The sequence below is a fragment of the Halopseudomonas oceani genome (genome assembly GCF_002903165.1).
GTDB classification, from domain to species: domain Bacteria; phylum Pseudomonadota; class Gammaproteobacteria; order Pseudomonadales; family Pseudomonadaceae; genus Halopseudomonas; species Halopseudomonas oceani.
In genome coordinates this window covers 73,929-88,853 of sequence record NZ_PPSK01000011.1, presented here as the reverse complement: position 1 = coordinate 88,853, position 14,925 = coordinate 73,929, and the positions used below count along the sequence as shown (strand labels likewise).

Annotated in this window: 16 protein-coding genes and 1 other RNA gene; 8 read left to right on the top strand and 9 right to left on the bottom strand. The window is 60.6% G+C overall.

Annotated elements, in window-relative coordinates:
• Positions 1 to 12 precede the first annotated feature (12 nt).
• The 3 genes from ubiH to C1949_RS12395 are packed head-to-tail and all read right to left on the bottom strand — an operon-like array spanning position 13 to position 3,123.
• On the bottom strand, positions 13 to 1,203 hold the full coding sequence (ubiH, locus tag C1949_RS12405; RefSeq protein ID WP_104738789.1) for a 2-octaprenyl-6-methoxyphenyl hydroxylase: 1,191 nt from the start codon (positions 1,201 to 1,203) through the stop codon (positions 13 to 15).
• Positions 1,200 to 2,540, bottom strand: a complete 1,341-nt coding sequence (gene pepP / locus C1949_RS12400; RefSeq protein WP_104738788.1) for a Xaa-Pro aminopeptidase — start codon at positions 2,538 to 2,540, stop codon at positions 1,200 to 1,202. The genes ubiH and pepP overlap by 4 nt, the downstream gene beginning before the upstream one ends.
• 10 nt (positions 2,541 to 2,550) lie before the next feature.
• On the bottom strand, positions 2,551 to 3,123 hold the full coding sequence (locus C1949_RS12395) for a UPF0149 family protein (RefSeq protein WP_229744442.1): 573 nt from the start codon (positions 3,121 to 3,123) through the stop codon (positions 2,551 to 2,553).
• A gap of 252 nt (positions 3,124 to 3,375) precedes the next feature.
• On the opposite strand from C1949_RS12395, the gene C1949_RS12390 reads away from it, so the two are divergent.
• The 4 genes from C1949_RS12390 (at position 3,376) to C1949_RS12375 (ending at position 4,720) form a co-directional block, all read left to right on the top strand.
• Positions 3,376 to 3,585 (top strand): TIGR02449 family protein, encoded by a 210-nt coding sequence (locus C1949_RS12390; protein WP_088274507.1) that lies wholly within the window; start codon positions 3,376 to 3,378, stop codon positions 3,583 to 3,585.
• Positions 3,582 to 3,884: a cell division protein ZapA gene (locus tag C1949_RS12385; RefSeq protein WP_104738787.1), complete on the top strand. Its 303-nt coding sequence runs from the start codon at positions 3,582 to 3,584 to the stop codon at positions 3,882 to 3,884. Before C1949_RS12390 ends, C1949_RS12385 begins: the two co-directional genes overlap by 4 nt.
• A 59-nt stretch (positions 3,885 to 3,943) precedes the next feature.
• Positions 3,944 to 4,122: non-coding RNA, 6S RNA (gene ssrS / locus C1949_RS12380), on the top strand.
• Positions 4,123 to 4,129: 7 nt separating this feature from the next.
• Complete coding sequence (locus tag C1949_RS12375) at positions 4,130 to 4,720, top strand: 5-formyltetrahydrofolate cyclo-ligase (protein WP_104738786.1); 591 nt, start codon at positions 4,130 to 4,132, stop codon at positions 4,718 to 4,720.
• On the opposite strand, the gene C1949_RS19775 is transcribed toward C1949_RS12375, so the two are convergent.
• Positions 4,721 to 4,846 carry a hypothetical protein gene (locus C1949_RS19775; RefSeq protein WP_268236201.1) on the bottom strand — a complete coding sequence of 42 codons (126 nt, stop codon included), beginning with the start codon at positions 4,844 to 4,846 and terminating at the stop codon, positions 4,721 to 4,723.
• Between the two features lie 150 nt (positions 4,847 to 4,996).
• On the opposite strand from C1949_RS19775, the gene C1949_RS12370 reads away from it, so the two are divergent.
• Together C1949_RS12370 and C1949_RS12365 are read left to right on the top strand one after the other, a co-directional pair.
• Positions 4,997 to 5,446: an EVE domain-containing protein gene (locus C1949_RS12370; RefSeq protein ID WP_104738785.1), complete on the top strand. Its 450-nt coding sequence runs from the start codon at positions 4,997 to 4,999 to the stop codon at positions 5,444 to 5,446.
• Between the two features lie 64 nt (positions 5,447 to 5,510).
• Positions 5,511 to 7,361 carry a diguanylate cyclase gene (locus C1949_RS12365; RefSeq protein ID WP_104738784.1) on the top strand — a complete coding sequence of 617 codons (1,851 nt, stop codon included), beginning with the start codon at positions 5,511 to 5,513 and terminating at the stop codon, positions 7,359 to 7,361.
• Positions 7,362 to 7,374: 13 nt separating this feature from the next.
• Here C1949_RS12365 and ilvA read toward each other — a convergent pair whose 3' ends face one another.
• The gene (gene ilvA, locus C1949_RS12360) at positions 7,375 to 8,889 is read right to left on the bottom strand and encodes a threonine ammonia-lyase, biosynthetic (protein WP_104738783.1); all 1,515 of its coding nucleotides are present in this window, start codon (positions 8,887 to 8,889) and stop codon (positions 7,375 to 7,377) included.
• Positions 8,890 to 9,017: 128 nt separating this feature from the next.
• On the opposite strand from ilvA, the gene rpiA reads away from it, so the two are divergent.
• Complete coding sequence (rpiA, locus tag C1949_RS12355) at positions 9,018 to 9,692, top strand: ribose-5-phosphate isomerase RpiA (RefSeq protein ID WP_104738782.1); 675 nt, start codon at positions 9,018 to 9,020, stop codon at positions 9,690 to 9,692.
• Between the two features lie 9 nt (positions 9,693 to 9,701).
• Here rpiA and C1949_RS12350 read toward each other — a convergent pair whose 3' ends face one another.
• From C1949_RS12350 to C1949_RS12340, 3 genes are read right to left on the bottom strand one after another with little or no spacing between them, the layout of a single operon-like run.
• On the bottom strand, positions 9,702 to 10,595 hold the full coding sequence (locus C1949_RS12350) for an SdiA-regulated domain-containing protein (RefSeq protein ID WP_104738781.1): 894 nt from the start codon (positions 10,593 to 10,595) through the stop codon (positions 9,702 to 9,704).
• A gap of 54 nt (positions 10,596 to 10,649) precedes the next feature.
• The gene (locus C1949_RS12345) at positions 10,650 to 11,318 is read right to left on the bottom strand and encodes a fumarylacetoacetate hydrolase family protein (RefSeq protein WP_104738780.1); all 669 of its coding nucleotides are present in this window, start codon (positions 11,316 to 11,318) and stop codon (positions 10,650 to 10,652) included.
• Between the two features lie 50 nt (positions 11,319 to 11,368).
• Complete coding sequence (locus tag C1949_RS12340; RefSeq protein WP_104738779.1) at positions 11,369 to 12,760, bottom strand: FAD-binding oxidoreductase; 1,392 nt, start codon at positions 12,758 to 12,760, stop codon at positions 11,369 to 11,371.
• Between the two features lie 181 nt (positions 12,761 to 12,941).
• Between C1949_RS12340 and serA the strand changes: the two genes are divergently transcribed.
• On the top strand, positions 12,942 to 14,171 hold the full coding sequence (serA, locus tag C1949_RS12335) for a phosphoglycerate dehydrogenase (protein ID WP_104738842.1): 1,230 nt from the start codon (positions 12,942 to 12,944) through the stop codon (positions 14,169 to 14,171).
• 246 nt (positions 14,172 to 14,417) lie between these two features.
• Here serA and C1949_RS12330 read toward each other — a convergent pair whose 3' ends face one another.
• The gene (locus C1949_RS12330; protein WP_104738778.1) at positions 14,418 to 14,897 is read right to left on the bottom strand and encodes a 2-thiouracil desulfurase family protein; all 480 of its coding nucleotides are present in this window, start codon (positions 14,895 to 14,897) and stop codon (positions 14,418 to 14,420) included.
• Between the last annotated feature and the right edge of the window lie 28 nt (positions 14,898 to 14,925).

Genomic DNA, 14,925 nt, shown 5'->3' with positions numbered 1-14,925 from the left:
CACGCTCCAGAATCATCCTTTCAACCCCATCGCCTGACGGGCAAAAACCGACTTCAGCGGGGCAACAATATCCATCCCGAGCAGCCCAAGGTTGCGGCCTGCGGCCAGTACCGGACGACGGTTGCTGAACAACCGGGTCAGCCAGTCGCTGAACGCGATGGTCTGCTGCTGATCCTGACGCTGGCTGCTGAAGTAACGGTTCAGCAGGGCAAGGTCGCCGGGCGACTGATTCGCGTCGGCGCCGATCAGCGTGTCGGCCAGCGCCACGGCATCGCGCAGACTCAGGTTAAAGCCCTGCCCGGCAATCGGATGCAGGCTGTGGGCGGCGTTGCCGAGCACCACCAGACCGCTGCGGACCTGCTCCTCCGCTTCAATCAGGCTGAGTGGATAAGCGTGGCGCTGACCCACGCGCTTGAGCGCGCCCATACGAAAGCCAAAGGCATCCTGCAGCGCCTCAAGGAAGGCCGCGTCAGAGCAGGCCATAACCTCATCAGCCTGCGCCTCTGGTTGCGTCCAGACCAGCGCGCTGCGCCCACCTGACATCGGCAGCAACGCCAGCGGCCCGCTGCGAGTGAAGCGTTCATAGGCAACGCCGTCATGACCTTGCGAGCTGGTGATATTGGCGATGATCGCCGTCTGACCATAGGGTCGAACCTGGCGATGAATACCCAACTGCTCAAGCAGACCCGAGCGACCACCATCGGCTACCACCAAAAGGTCCGTGGCCTGCTCGTGCACCTGACCGTGTTCCTCGACCTGCATCAACCAGCCGCTACGAGCGGGTTCAGCGCGGACAACCCGGGCCGGCGCCTGCCAGCGCACCACAGCCGGATCCAGCGCAGCCAGCAGCACCTGTCCAAGCACCGCATTCTCGACCACATAGCCAAGCGCCGGCACCCGCTCCTTCTCAGCGGACAGCCGGGTAACCCCGGGGTGGCCGCGATCAGACACATGAATCTGACGGATGGGCTCAACCCGCCCGGCCAGCTCATGCCAGATACCGAGTTGCTCGAACAGCAGCCGGCTGCCATGCGACAACGCGGTCGAGCGGGCATCAAAGCTCGGCTGCGCATGTCCGTCGGCGGGTGGCTGCGCCTCGATCAGGTTGATGCGCCAGCCGCAGCGTGTCGTGTGCGGTTGCAACGCCAGCGCCAGACTGGCGCCGACCATGCCGCCACCGACAATGCTGATCTGCCGGCTCACGCTGGCTCGGCCTCGGCCCGCTGGGCGGCTTGCATCAGCGCCTCGATTTCGTCCGGGTCTTTCGGCACCTTGCCGGTCAGCACCTGATAGCCGGTCTTGGTAACGACCACATCGTCCTCAATGCGGATGCCAATGCCGCGCCACTTACGTGGCACGGTGTCGTCATCCGGCGCAATATAAATACCGGGCTCGACGGTCATCACCATGCCCGGCTCCAGCTCACGCCAGACACCACCCACGCGATACTCGCCCACATCGTGCACATCCATGCCCAGCCAGTGACCAAGCCGGTGCATGTAAAAGCGGCGATAGGCTTCGCTGGCAATCAGCTCATCCACATCGCCCTTGAGCAGTCCCAGTTCGACCAGGCCGCTGGTAATCGCCCGAACGCTGGCATCGTGGGACTCGTTCCAACTGTAACCCGGCCCGATAACGGCCATCGCCGCTTCCTGCGCGGCCAACACGATGTCGTAAATCGCTCGCTGTTCCGCGCTGAACTTGCCGCTGGCCGGGAAGGTGCGAGTAATGTCGCTGGCGTAGCAGTCCAGCTCGCAGCCGGCGTCGATCAGCACCAGATCGCCGTCGCGGACCTGAGCGGTATTCTCGGTGTAATGCAGGATGCAGCCATTGACGCCTGCCGCGACGATCGACGAGTAAGCCGGCGAGCGGCTGCCATGGCGCATGAAACAATGTTGCAGCTCGGCTTCAATCTGATACTCGTAGACGCCGGGACGGCAGAACTGCATCGCACGCACATGGGCCTGACAGGAAATATCGGCGGCGGCCTGCATGACTTTCAGCTCGCCCGCACTCTTGTACAGGCGCATATCGTGCAACAGATGATCGAGCGCCAGGAATTCCTTCGGCGGCTGGGCGCCGAGGCGGGCCTTGCTACGAATCAGATTGATCCAGTTGGTCAGCCGACGGTCAAAGTCGGCGTTGGCGCCCATCGCGTAGTACACCCGCTCACGCCCCTCAATCAGACCCGGCAGGATGTCGTCGATATCATTGATCGGAAAGGCATCGTTGGCACCATACTCGACCACCGCACCTTCCTGTCCGGCGCGATAGCCGTCCCACAGCTCGCGTTCCTTGTCGCGCTCACGGCAGAACAGCACGTACTCGCCGTGCTCGCGTCCCGGCACCAGCACCGCAACCGCCTCTGGCTCGGGGAAACCGGTCAGGTATTGAAAATCGCTGTCCTGGCGATAATTGTGCTCAACATCACGATTACGGATAAAAACCTGCGCCGCTGGCAGAATGGCGATGCTGTTCGGCTCCATCTGACTCATAAGCGCCTTGCGGCGACGGGCATATTCAGCCTTGGTGATACGCATGCTTACCTCATCAATGCAGAGCGGCGGGGGGCGTGTCCTGTTTCGGGTCGGCGGTCTGACATTCGCTGAACAGCATCAGCGTTGCCATACGCACGTATTCCATCACTTCCATGAAATCCACTTCGTTGGCCTCGGACTCATCGAGGTCGGTCTGAACCTGTGAGATGGCGGCGAAGTCTCGCAGCACCCCATCGGCCTCTTCACTGAGCTGGGCACTGCGCTCAACCATACCGAAGCCGGCCAGAAAACCCTCACACCATTGCCCCAGAGCGGCGGTGCGGTGGTCAATCGCGGCGTTGTCATCCGGCAGTACCAGCGTCAAATCGAAGCCGCTACCAGACAGTTCTGCGAGGCTGGCATCGTACAGCTGAATCATCGCCACCTTGCCCGCCTCGGTGAGACTGCCACGGCCGTCAAGCAACTCGGTGGCAACACTCAACCAGGTGGTGTGATCCAGCCGTGCACCGGCACTAAGCCGGCCGACCAAGTGACCATGCAGCTCGGCCGGTTGACCCACCGCAGCCACATCGCTGCAGATCTGCGCATATCGATCAAAATCAAACACTGCCTGCATCAAGGCCATGAACACACTCCAGACGTCTGACAAAGCTGCCGCAAAGGCGTAAATACCGGTATCCTTGCACCGGCTACGCGACCTGCGCAGCGGGTAAACCCAACGAGCACTATTGTGCCTGCCCGGGCCCGGTTAAATCTACCGCCGAGGCCGCGCCCGAACCGGCAATCGGCCAGCTCGACCGGCCATTCGTGCGAGTTTGACCGCCCTGCAGGCCGCCTCTATAGTGGCTCAACCCCTCGGGACGACAGAATGGCGGCAATGGACCAATCCGATATCAACGCACTGACCCAGCGCATCAGCCAGCTGATTGACCTGTGCGACCAGCTGAAATTGCAGAACCAGCACCTCCAGGCACAGGAACGCCTGTGGCGCGATGAACGTGTTCAATTAATTGAAAAGAACGATTTGGCCCGTCAGAAGGTCGAAGCCATGATTCTGCGACTCAAATCTCTGGAGCACGACTCATGAGCCAACCCCTGACCGTCACTCTGCACATCCTCGACAAGGAATACCGTGTCGCCTGCCCACCAGAGGAACGCAGCAACCTCGAACAGGCGGCCCGTCACCTCGACAGCACCATGCGCGACATCCGCAACAGCGGCAAAGTGATTGGCGTTGAACGCATTGCTGTCATGGCTGCGCTGAACATCACCCACGACATGCTGACCGGCAGCCACCAGCAGGACAGCGCACTGAGTGCACAGCAAGCGCAAATCAGTGAACTGGTCAAACGCCTCGACCAGGCACTGGAAAGCCACAAGGCCTGAACCTCCTATCCTGTGCATTCAGGCATCGAAGTTCACACCGACTTTCTGTATAGTGAGTCTCATCCCTGGGGTGTTGGCCAGCCGGAGATGTCCCTGAGCCGATACTCCTGTACCAGGAGGCTACGCGCTGATACCAGTGTGCATGTCCGCATGACGGAAAGCCTGAGGTATCGCCGTAATCTCCGCCTTGAACTTTCGGGTTCAAGGGCTAACCCGGCAGCGGCACTCTGGGGACCCTCTCTTACATGACATCCAGCGCATCACGCCCAGCCCTCCGCAAGCAGCTTCGCCAGGCGCGGCGTGCACTTAGTCGTGCTCAGCAGCACAAAGCGGCAGAGCGACTGAAGCGCCAGCTGGCGCAGGATATTCGCTTCCTGCGTGCACGCCACATCGCGTTCTACCTAGCCAATGACGGTGAAATAGACCCGGCACGACTACTGCAGTTGGCTAGCCGCTATCGCAAGCACTGCTATCTGCCGGTACTTCAGCGCTGGCCGGCAACCGGAATGGCGTTTCAGAGACTGGTAAAGGGACAGCGCTGGCAGCGCAATCGGTTCGGCATTTGCGAGCCACGCACAGATCGCAGACGCCAGGTCAAGGCTTGGCGTCTGCAGTTGGTACTGCTGCCGCTGGTCGGGTTTGATTCTGCTGGCAATCGTCTGGGCATGGGCGGTGGCTTCTACGATCGAGCCTTTGCCTATCGCCGCCGCCAGCGGCACACCGTACGCCCTCGCCTGCTAGGGCTGGCACACCAATGCCAACAGGTACCGCAGTTGCCATTTGCAGGATGGGATGTCCCGCTAGACGGCGTGATTACAGACCGCGGGTGCTACTGATCAAGGCTCCTGCTGAACCGCAGGATCTGCATTGCGATCAAGGTAACTCTGGGTATACCCCGTGGTAACCACCCCCAGACCAAACACAATAACCAGCACCCACAGCAAATCCGGTTTGCGTCTCACGCGTTGCCTCCTTATTAATACGGCAATCTAATAGTGTGTGTGAGCCGGGCATCCACCTATCCCATCCCCCGATGAGACAGACCGCACCCGTGTACCACACGTTTACTTACACCTATGCAAAAACTGTGTCAACTCATCCTGGAGAGTGTCATGGCCTACTGGCTGATGAAATCCGAGCCCGATACCTTTTCAATTTCTGACCTGGAGCGCCTGGGCCAGGCACCTTGGGACGGCGTACGCAACTACCAGGCACGCAACTTCATGCGCGAGATGCAACCGGGGGACGAATTTCTGTTTTATCACTCCAGCTGCCAACCGCCTGGCGTGGCCGGAATCGGACGCGTTGTCAGCGAGCCGTATCCGGATCGCACCGCCATCGACCCCGATAGCCCCTACCACGACCCAAAAGCCAGTATTGAAAGACTGCCATGGACGGCAGTGGACGTGGCCTTTCAAAGAAAGTTCCCGCACCTGCTGACACTGGCCGACCTACGGTCACTCAACGGCCTGGAAGCACTGGCATTACTGCAACGTGGCAGCCGCCTGTCGGTGATGCCGGTGACCACACAGCAGTGGCAAATAATACTGGCGGCAATGTAACTATCCCCTGCTGGCCTGCCAGCCGGCATTGTGCTATCAGTTATCACACGCTTCGGGGAACTCCATGCCAGCACCCGCTATAGAACGCTACGTAAAGAAGCTTCCCGCGCTGATCGTCGTTCTTTGTTGCGCCCTGGCGATCGCGCTTTTCACTACCTGGCGCGCCCTTCATCTTGCTGAACAACAGCAGGCACGCGCTCGACTCCAGCTTGAGTCAGACGCTCTCGCGCAGCAGATTGAAACCCACTTCAAGCATCAGACCGACAGCCTGATCCGACTGGCCCGACGCTGGCCGCTGCACCACGCGCAGCGCGACCTGTGGAACAGCGATGCAGAGCAGCTGCTGCGCGACTACAACAGTTTTCAGGCGATAGAGTGGCTTGATCGCCATTACCGCATGCAATGGATCGAACCCTTCAAAGGCAACGAGGCAGTGGCCGGGTTCATCTACCAGCCCAGCCACCCGAATTACCCGGTCATCCTGGAGGCCAAAGCCAGCGGACAGCCCCATCTGAGCAACTCATTTCAACTGGCACAGGGCGGCCTGGGTCTGGTGTACTACATCCCCCAGTACCTGGCAAACGGCGAGTTTGACGGTTTTCTGCTCGGCATCTTCCGGGTCGAGGTGCTGCTCAACGACCTGATCAATATCCTGCCCTCAAACCATCTGAACCTGCGCTTTATGGAAAACAACCAGGTGCTGTTCAGCGCAGGCGCGGCCGAGCTGCAGGCCGCCGACTGGAGCGTCAGCAGTCAAGTCAGTCTGGGCGGCAACAGCAACTTCCGGCTCACTATCTACCCCACTCGGCACCTGCTCAATGACGCGACCACCCAGCTTCCCATGGTAGTAACCACCGCTGGTTCGCTGATCGCCCTGCTGCTGTGCTCATCACTCTGGCTGGCCTTTCGCGGCGCCCAGCGCAGCAGGCAACTGAGCTACAGCAACCGTCAGCTGCACGCCGAAATCAGCCGCCGCCAGAAAACCGAAGAAACCCTGAAACACAATCAGGCACGCCTCAAGCTGATCAACGACATGACGGATCACAGTCACGATGCCCTGTTCATCATCGGCCTGCGCCCTATGGAAGTGGTGTACCTCAATCGCACCTGCTGGCAAGGGCTGGGCTACAGCGAGCAAGAACTGCGCGCCCTGATTCAGATTGCACCGCGCGAGGTCATGCCTGATGCCATCAAGTGGCTGACCGAACTGCGAAGCATGCTTCACCAGCAGGGTAACGCCATTTTCCAGAAGCGGGTTGTCCACCATGACGGGCACACCGTGCCGCTGGAAGTCAGCGTTCGCCACCTGCGACGCATGGGCCGGGATTACCTTATCTGCGTTGGCCGCAACAACAGCGCACAGTTGCAGATGGCAGCGCACCTGCAGCAGCTGTCCCACCAGGACGGCCTGACCGGGCTGTTCAACCGGCGCTACTTCGACAAGACGCTGATCAGCGAGTGGCGCCGCCTGCGCCGCGAGCAGATCCCGCTCGGCCTGCTGATGCTGGACGTTGACTACTTCAAGCGCTTCAACGATGAGCTAGGACACCAGGCGGGCGACGACGCCTTGCAGCAACTGGCAACCGCACTGAACAGCTGTCTGATGCGCGAAGGGGATTGTGTATGTCGTTATGGCGGCGAGGAGTTTGCTGTGATCCTGCCCGGTGCTGACGGAGACCGCTGCCTGCAGGCAGCGCGCCGGGTGCACGAGGCGGTGGCCAAGCTGGGCATTCGCCACCCGCACACATCCGTTGAATCAGGCCTGCTCACGGTCAGTATCGGCGCAGCAAGCCTGGTTCCCGCCCCGGAATGGAGCCCCCATGACCTGATACGCCAGGCAGACCTCGCCCTTTACCGAGCCAAAACCGAAGGCCGCAACCGCTCCGAGCTGAGTGACGCGAACACTACCATGTAGCGCTGCGGGCTGCTCAGCCGAGATAGAGTCGATAGGCCGGGTTTTCGGTCTCATCCCAATAAGGGTACCCGATACCATCCAGCGCTGCGGGCAGCAGATGCCGCTCATGCTCGGGCACCTGCAAGCCGGCAACCACGCGGCCATAGGCTGCGCCGTGGTTGCGGTAATGGAACATCGAAATATTCCAGCGTCCGCCCAGCTTGTTGAGGAAGTTGAACAGCGCGCCCGGGCGTTCCGGAAACTCGAAGCGGAATACCTGCTCATCGGTCACGTGATCGGCATGACCGCCGACCATATGACGCACATGCAGCTTGGCCAGCTCGTTGTCGGTCAGATCCAGCACCGGAAAGCCGTCAGCAGCCAACTGACTGACCAGCTTGTCGCGTGGGTCCAATTCCGGATGGGTCTGCACCCCGACGAAGATGTGCGCCTCACTACCGGTGTGGTAGCGGTAGTTGAACTCGGTGATTGCCCGCTTGCCGATGGCTTCGCAGAACTGCTTGAAGCTGCCGGGTTTCTCCGGAATGGTCACCGCGAGCAGCGCTTCGCGCTTCTCGCCGATTTCCGCTCGCTCGGCAACGTGGCGCAGGCGGTCGAAATTGATGTTGGCTCCCGAGTCGATGGCAACCAGCACCTGGCCGCTGCACCCTTCGCGCTCGACGTACTTCTTGATCCCGGCAACGCCCAGGCACCCTGCGGGTTCGCAGATAGAGCGGGTGTCGTCGTAGATATCCTTGATCGCTGCACACATCTCGTCGGTGGTGACGGTAATGACCTCATCAACATACTGCCGACACACCTCAAAGGTGTGTTCACCGATCTGCGCCACCGCCACGCCGTCGGCAAACAGCCCAACCTGGCCGAGCACCACCCGCTCATCAGCCGCCAAGGCAGCCTGCAGACAAGCTGAATCCTGCGGTTCGACGCCAATGACCTTGATGTCCGGTCGCAGGTATTTGACGTAGGCCGCGATACCGGCAATCAGGCCACCCCCTCCAACCGGCACAAAGACCGCGTTCAACGGCCCCTGCACCTGACGCAAAATTTCCATCGCCACCGTGCCCTGACCGGCAATGGTGTCCGGATCATCGTAGGGGTGGATATAGACGAATCCTTTTTCCTTCACCAGTTTTTGCGAGTAGGCCAGCGCCTCATCAAAGGCATCGCCGTGCAAAACAACCTTGCCACCGCGTGCACGCACCGCCTTGACCTTGATCTCGGGGGTAGTACGCGGCATCACAATGGTCGCCTTCACCCCCATGTGGCGGGCGGCATACGCCAGACCCTGGGCATGGTTACCGGCGGAAGCCGCCACCACGCCACAGGCTCGTTGCTCATCTGTCAGCTGAGCCAGCTTGTTGTAAGCGCCGCGAATCTTGAACGAGAACACGGGCTGCAGGTCTTCACGCTTGAGCAGCACGGTATTACCCAGTCGCTCGGAGAGAAAGGGCGCCGCATGCACCGGGGTTTCCACCGCCACATCGTAAACCGGGGAGCAGAGGATCTTCTTGACGTAGGTTTCCAGCATGGGTGAGGTCAACTGATCGCAGGAGATGAGAAAGGCGCCAGTCTAGCGAATCACAGCCCGCGCGACTACACGCGCCCCCTGTCGCACCGTATAATCGCGCTTTTTACAGTCCGTAACGAGGAGCCGAGATGACCCAGGACGAAATGAAACAGGCGGTAGGGCAAGCCGCCGTTGAGCGCCTGCTGCCGCATCTGGATGCCAACAGCATCGTCGGAGTGGGTACCGGCTCCACCGCCAACTGCTTCATCGAGGCGCTGGCCAAGCACAAGCTGGCCTTTGACGGCGCCGTCGCCAGCTCCGAAGCCACCGCCGAGCGTCTCAAGAGCCACGGCATCGCAGTCTACGACCTTAACAGCGTGCCGCAGCTCGACTTCTACGTCGACGGCGCAGACGAAAGCAACGAAAACCTCGAACTGATCAAGGGCGGCGGCGCGGCCCTGACCCGTGAAAAGATTGTCGCGGCGGTGGCCAAAACCTTCATCTGCATCGCCGACGAGAGCAAGCTGGTGCCCGTGCTGGGCAACTTCCCGCTGCCGGTCGAGGTGATCCCCATGGCGCGCAGTCATGTAGCGCGGGAAATCGTCAAGCTCGGCGGCGACCCGGTCTACCGCGAAGGCTGCGTGACCGACAACGGCAACGTCATCCTCGACGTCTACAACATGTCGATCGTCAATCCGAAGCAGCTGGAAGCGGACCTTAACGCCATCGTCGGCGTGGTCTGCAACGGCCTGTTCGCCGCTCGCCCAGCCGATGTGCTGCTGCTGGGCACTCCGCAAGGCGTACGCACCATCGAGCGCAGCTGACCTGCTGCGCTACTCGCCGGGTACGAAGCGATAGAACAGGTTCGGCTCGCTGACCAGATACAGCCGCCGCTGACCATCCATCGCCAACCCCTCGGCCTGCGGCACCGTTCGCTGCAGGCCGCCCATTCCGCGCCAAAGGCCAAGCAAACTGCGCGGATGCCCGTCCTCATCGTACTCCACCAGCATGTTGGACTGATCACTGAGCAGCAGCAGGTGACCGGTCTCATCATGCAAACTCAGCGACGACAGATCGCGCATGAACAGCCACGGTGAATCCGGCGTTTTCAGCTCTTGGATATGCAACGCCAGCGGCGAATCGGGCTGCACACCGACAAAGCCGCTGACAGCAAGCACCCGCAGGGGGTCGCGCTCCTTGACTACCAGCAAGCGGCGCTGACGCGCATCCCAGGACAGCCCCTCGAACCCCTTGTTGCCGTTCAGATCCAGACCGATCGTCAGGCTGGGCGCACCCGCCACATCGACTTCCGCAGCACCATCGGGCACCTCAACCTCAATCAGGCGCTGGGAACGCTCCTCGGCAATCACATAGCGGCGGCCGGCCACATGGGTCAGCCCTTCCATATCCTGCACGCCCTTGACCCGCACCTTGCGCAACAGCTTACCGTCGACCGACAGCTCTACCAGCAACGGCTCACCATTGAGCACCGCAAACAGCGTTCCGGTTTCAGCGTTGAATGTCAGGGCAGAGACGTCGTCGTCCAACCCATCGATGGGCTGCGCCTGGATGTCAGCGCGGTAATGATCGAGGGCGAGGGAATCGTGGTGGAGCGGCGCCTGATGCATGCGCCAGGTGTGCCACCAGATGGCATCAAGATGCAGGTAATGCAGCACTGCGGCTGCACCCAGCAGCAACAGGACGACGGCTAGCAGCAACTTCTTCATGGGGGCTTCCGGCAGCCGGGCAGAACCCTTCAGACCGCTGCCGGAAGTTGAGGTTCACTCCGCGATGCGCGTTTCCACCTGCAGCTTGCCTGGAATGGACAGACTCAGTTGGTCACCCGCGTTGAGCACACCAACGCCAGCCGGCGTGCCGGTGATCACCACGTCGCCCGGTTGCAGGCTGAACTGGGTCGCGATATGCCGGACCAGCGCGACAATCGGTGTGATCATTTCTGCAGCAGTGCCCTGCTGGCGGCGCTCACCATTGATGTCCAGCTGCAGCGCCAGCGCGTGCAGGTCACCCGCCTCAGCCTTCGGCACGAAGGGCGACAGCGGGCAGGCACCGTCGAAGGCCTTGGCGCGCTCCCACGGATGACTCTTGGCCTTTAGCTGATCCTGCAGCTCACGCAGGGTCAGGTCCAGCGCCAGTCCGACACCGATAATCGCCGCTTCGGCGTCCTCCTCGCTGACCATGCCGGTCAGCGGCGCACCGATCAGCAACGCAATCTCCGTCTCGTAGTGCACCGGACCGCGGCCCTGCACCAGCTCGATAGGCGGCGTCATCGGCACAACCGAGGTCGCCGGCTTGATAAACAGCAACGGCTCGGTCGGTACCGGGTTATTCAGCTCACGGGCGTGCTCGGCGTAATTACGGCCGACACACACCACCTTGCCCATTGGCAGATCGATCACACTGCCGTCCACATACTGATGCTGGTAGGTCATATACCCTGCTCCCGCTTTTGCCTTTGCTTGCCGCTTGAAGCTTGAAGCTGTCAGTTAAATATCTTGCCGGGATTCATGATGCCGTTGGGGTCAAACACAGCCTTGATCGCTTTCATTACTGCGATTTCTTCCGGGCTACGACTGTAAGTCAGGTAGTCGCGCTTGGTCATGCCGACGCCGTGCTCGGCGGAAATCGAACCGTTGTACTTCTCGACGATCTCGAACACCCACTTGTTGACGGTGGCGCATTTGGCGAAGAACTCGTCCTTGGACAGGTTCTCAGGCTTGAGAATGTTCAGATGCAGATTGCCGTCGCCGATGTGACCGAACCAGACGATCTCGAAATCGGGATAGTGCTCACCAACGATGCTGTCGATATCGTGCAAGAAAGCCGGCACCTTGCCGACGGTGACCGAAATGTCGTTCTTGTAGGGCGTCCAGTGGGAGATGGTCTCGGAGATGAACTCGCGCAGCTTCCACAGATTCTCCAGCTGCTGCTGGCTCTGACTCATCACCCCGTCCAGTACCCAGCCCTGTTCAACGCAGTGTTCGAAGGTCGCCAGAGCATCGTTAGCAATGTCTTCGCTGACCGCTTCAAACTCCAGCAGCGCGTAGAACGGGCATTCGGTTTCGAACGGCGCCGGCACGTCACCACGGCCCATGATTTTGGCCATCGCCTTGTCGGAGAAGAACTCGAACGCGGTCAGGTCCAGCTTGTCCTGAAACGCATGCAGTACCGGCATGATCGAGTCGAAATCCGGCGTACCCAGTACCATTGCGGTCAGGTTCTTCGGTGCACGTTCAAGCCGCATGGTCGCCTCGACGACGAAACCCAGCGTGCCTTCTGCGCCGATAAACAACTGACGCAAATCGTACCCAGTGGCGTTCTTGATCAGATCACGGTTCAGCTCCAACAGCTCGCCGGTGCCGGTGACCACCTTCAGACCGGCCACCCAGTTGCGGGTCATGCCGTAGCGAATCACCTTGATGCCGCCGGCATTGGTGCCGATATTGCCGCCAATTTGGCTGGAACCGGCAGAAGCGAAGTCCACCGGGTAATACAGCCCCTTTTCCTCGGCGAACTGCTGCAGCTGCGCCGTCACCACGCCCGGCTGGCATACCACGGTGCGGTCGTAGGCGTTGAACTCGCCAATCTGATTCATATAGTCAAACGACACCACAATCTCGCCATTGGCGGCCACTGCGGCAGCAGACAGCCCCGTGCGCCCGCCGGAGGGCACCAACGCCAGCTTCTGTTCGTTGGCAAAACGCACAATCGCCTGCACCTGTTCGACCGTCTTCGGAAACACAATCGCCAACGGCGCCGGTGCAAAGTGCTTGGTCCAGTCCTTACCCCAGTTGTCGAGGGACTCAGCGTCAGTCCGCACTTTGTCCGGGTCAACCAGTGTCTTGAGGGTTGCAATCACAGCATCTGGGGTCATGGCGAGCTCTCAAAGGGAATTCATGCAGTGCCTGAACACATTTCATGCGTTCACGGGCATCAAAAAAGGCAGATTATGCTAGCATACGCGACTTCCGAAACAGGACCCCTCCGTCGCATTCCGCGCCAGACGGGTCGGTCGGCCTTCCTTACATCAGCATTTGGGTAACTGCACCATGACCATGGCCAAAACCTCGCTGGACAAAAGCAAGATCAAGTTTCTGCTCCTCGAGGGCGTACACCAGACTGCGGTCGATACTCTGAACGCCGCTGGCTACACCAACATCGAGTACCACACAGGTTCCCTGCCGGAAGAGCAGCTCAAGGAATCTATCGCCGATGCGCACTTCATCGGCATCCGCTCACGCACCCAGCTGACCGAAGACGTCTTCAGTCACGCCAACAAGCTGGTCGCGGTCGGCTGCTTCTGCATCGGCACCAACCAGGTCGACCTCGACGCCGCCACGCGTCTGGGCGTAGCGGTATTCAACGCGCCCTACTCCAACACCCGCTCGGTTGCCGAACTGGTGCTGGCTGAAGCCATCCTGCTGCTACGCGGCATTCCGGAAAAGAACGCATCCTGCCACGAAGGTGGCTGGAGCAAGAGCGCTACCGGGTCCTTTGAAATCCGCGGCAAGAAGCTCGGCATCATCGGCTACGGCTCGATCGGCACCCAGCTGTCTGTGCTGGCCGAAAGCCTGGGCATGCAAGTGCTGTTCTATGACGTCGTGACCAAGCTGCCGCTGGGCAACGCCACTCAGGTGGGTTCGCTGAACGACCTGCTGGCCGAAGCCGACATCGTGACCCTGCACGTGCCGGAAACCGCCGCCACCAAGTGGATGATCGGCGAGAAGGAAATCCGCACCATGAAGAAAGGCGGCATCCTGATCAACGCCGCTCGTGGCACCGTGGTCGATATCGACGCGCTGGCCGCTGCCCTGGGCGACAAGCACCTGAACGGCGCCGCCATTGACGTGTTCCCGGTTGAGCCACGCGCCAACGGTGAAGAGTTCGTCAGCCCGCTGCGCGAGTTCCAGAACTGCATCCTGACACCGCACATCGGCGGTTCGACCATGGAAGCGCAAGCCAACATCGGCCTGGAAGTCGCCGAGAAGCTGGTTCGCTACAGCGACAACGGCACCTCCATCACCTCGGTCAACTTCCCGGAAGTCGCTCTGCCGTCGCACCCGGGCAAGCACCGCCTGCTGCACATTCACGAGAACGTGCCTGGCGTGATGAGCGAGATCAACCAGGTGTTTGCTGCCAACGGCATCAACATCTGCGGCCAGTTCCTGCAGACCAACGAGAAAGTCGGCTACGTCGTCATCGACGTCGACGCCGAGTACTCCGATCTGGCTCTTGAGAAGATCCAGCAGGTCAAAGGCACCATCCGCGTTCGCGTGCTGTTCTAAGCAGCTCGCAGCAATGCAAAAAGGGGCGCAACCACCATGGTTGCGCCCCTTTTTTTGTCTCATCGCGACATTCTGGGTAGCTCGATTCCAGCATACGCCAAGAAGGTTCACGGATATTTTGGCGACGGAGTTTGCACTGGGGGATCGCTAAAGGTGCTGGGCAAGCAGCTCCCCTTGGCTCGCCGTGAAGGCGAAAAACAAACCAAATTGAGCCCAGAAATAGTTTCGCTGTAACGAACCTAAAACCTAGCCTCCCAACAACGCACTCAACTCGTCCAGCTGCTCTTCATTGAAAACCCGCACCCCCTCCTGCCGCAGCGCCGCAGCGGTAACCCCTTCGCCGCTGACCCGCAGACCAGAAAAGCTACCATCGTAATTTTCGACATTGCCACAGGACGGGCTGCGCGCCTTAAGCAGCGCGTAGTGGATATTGTGCTGGCGTACCAGCGCCAGCGCGTGCTCGGCGCCACGAACAAAGGGCGCAGTGACATCCTCGCCCTGATCGGTATGCACCGGCAGCCGTCCGGCCAGCACCTGCGCACCTTGACCGCCCGGAATTTCCGCCGGCGCCCGTGGCGTCGGCAATCCACCCGCCACTTCAGGACAGACGATCACCAGACGCCCCTGCGCCTGCCAGTCGAGCAATTGCTGCAGCGGATCAAAGCCGCCACCGTCATAACGAACACGCTGCCCAAGCAGGCAGGCGCTGACCAAAATCTTCTCCATTCGCACTCCTGAAATGGCTGCGCAGTGG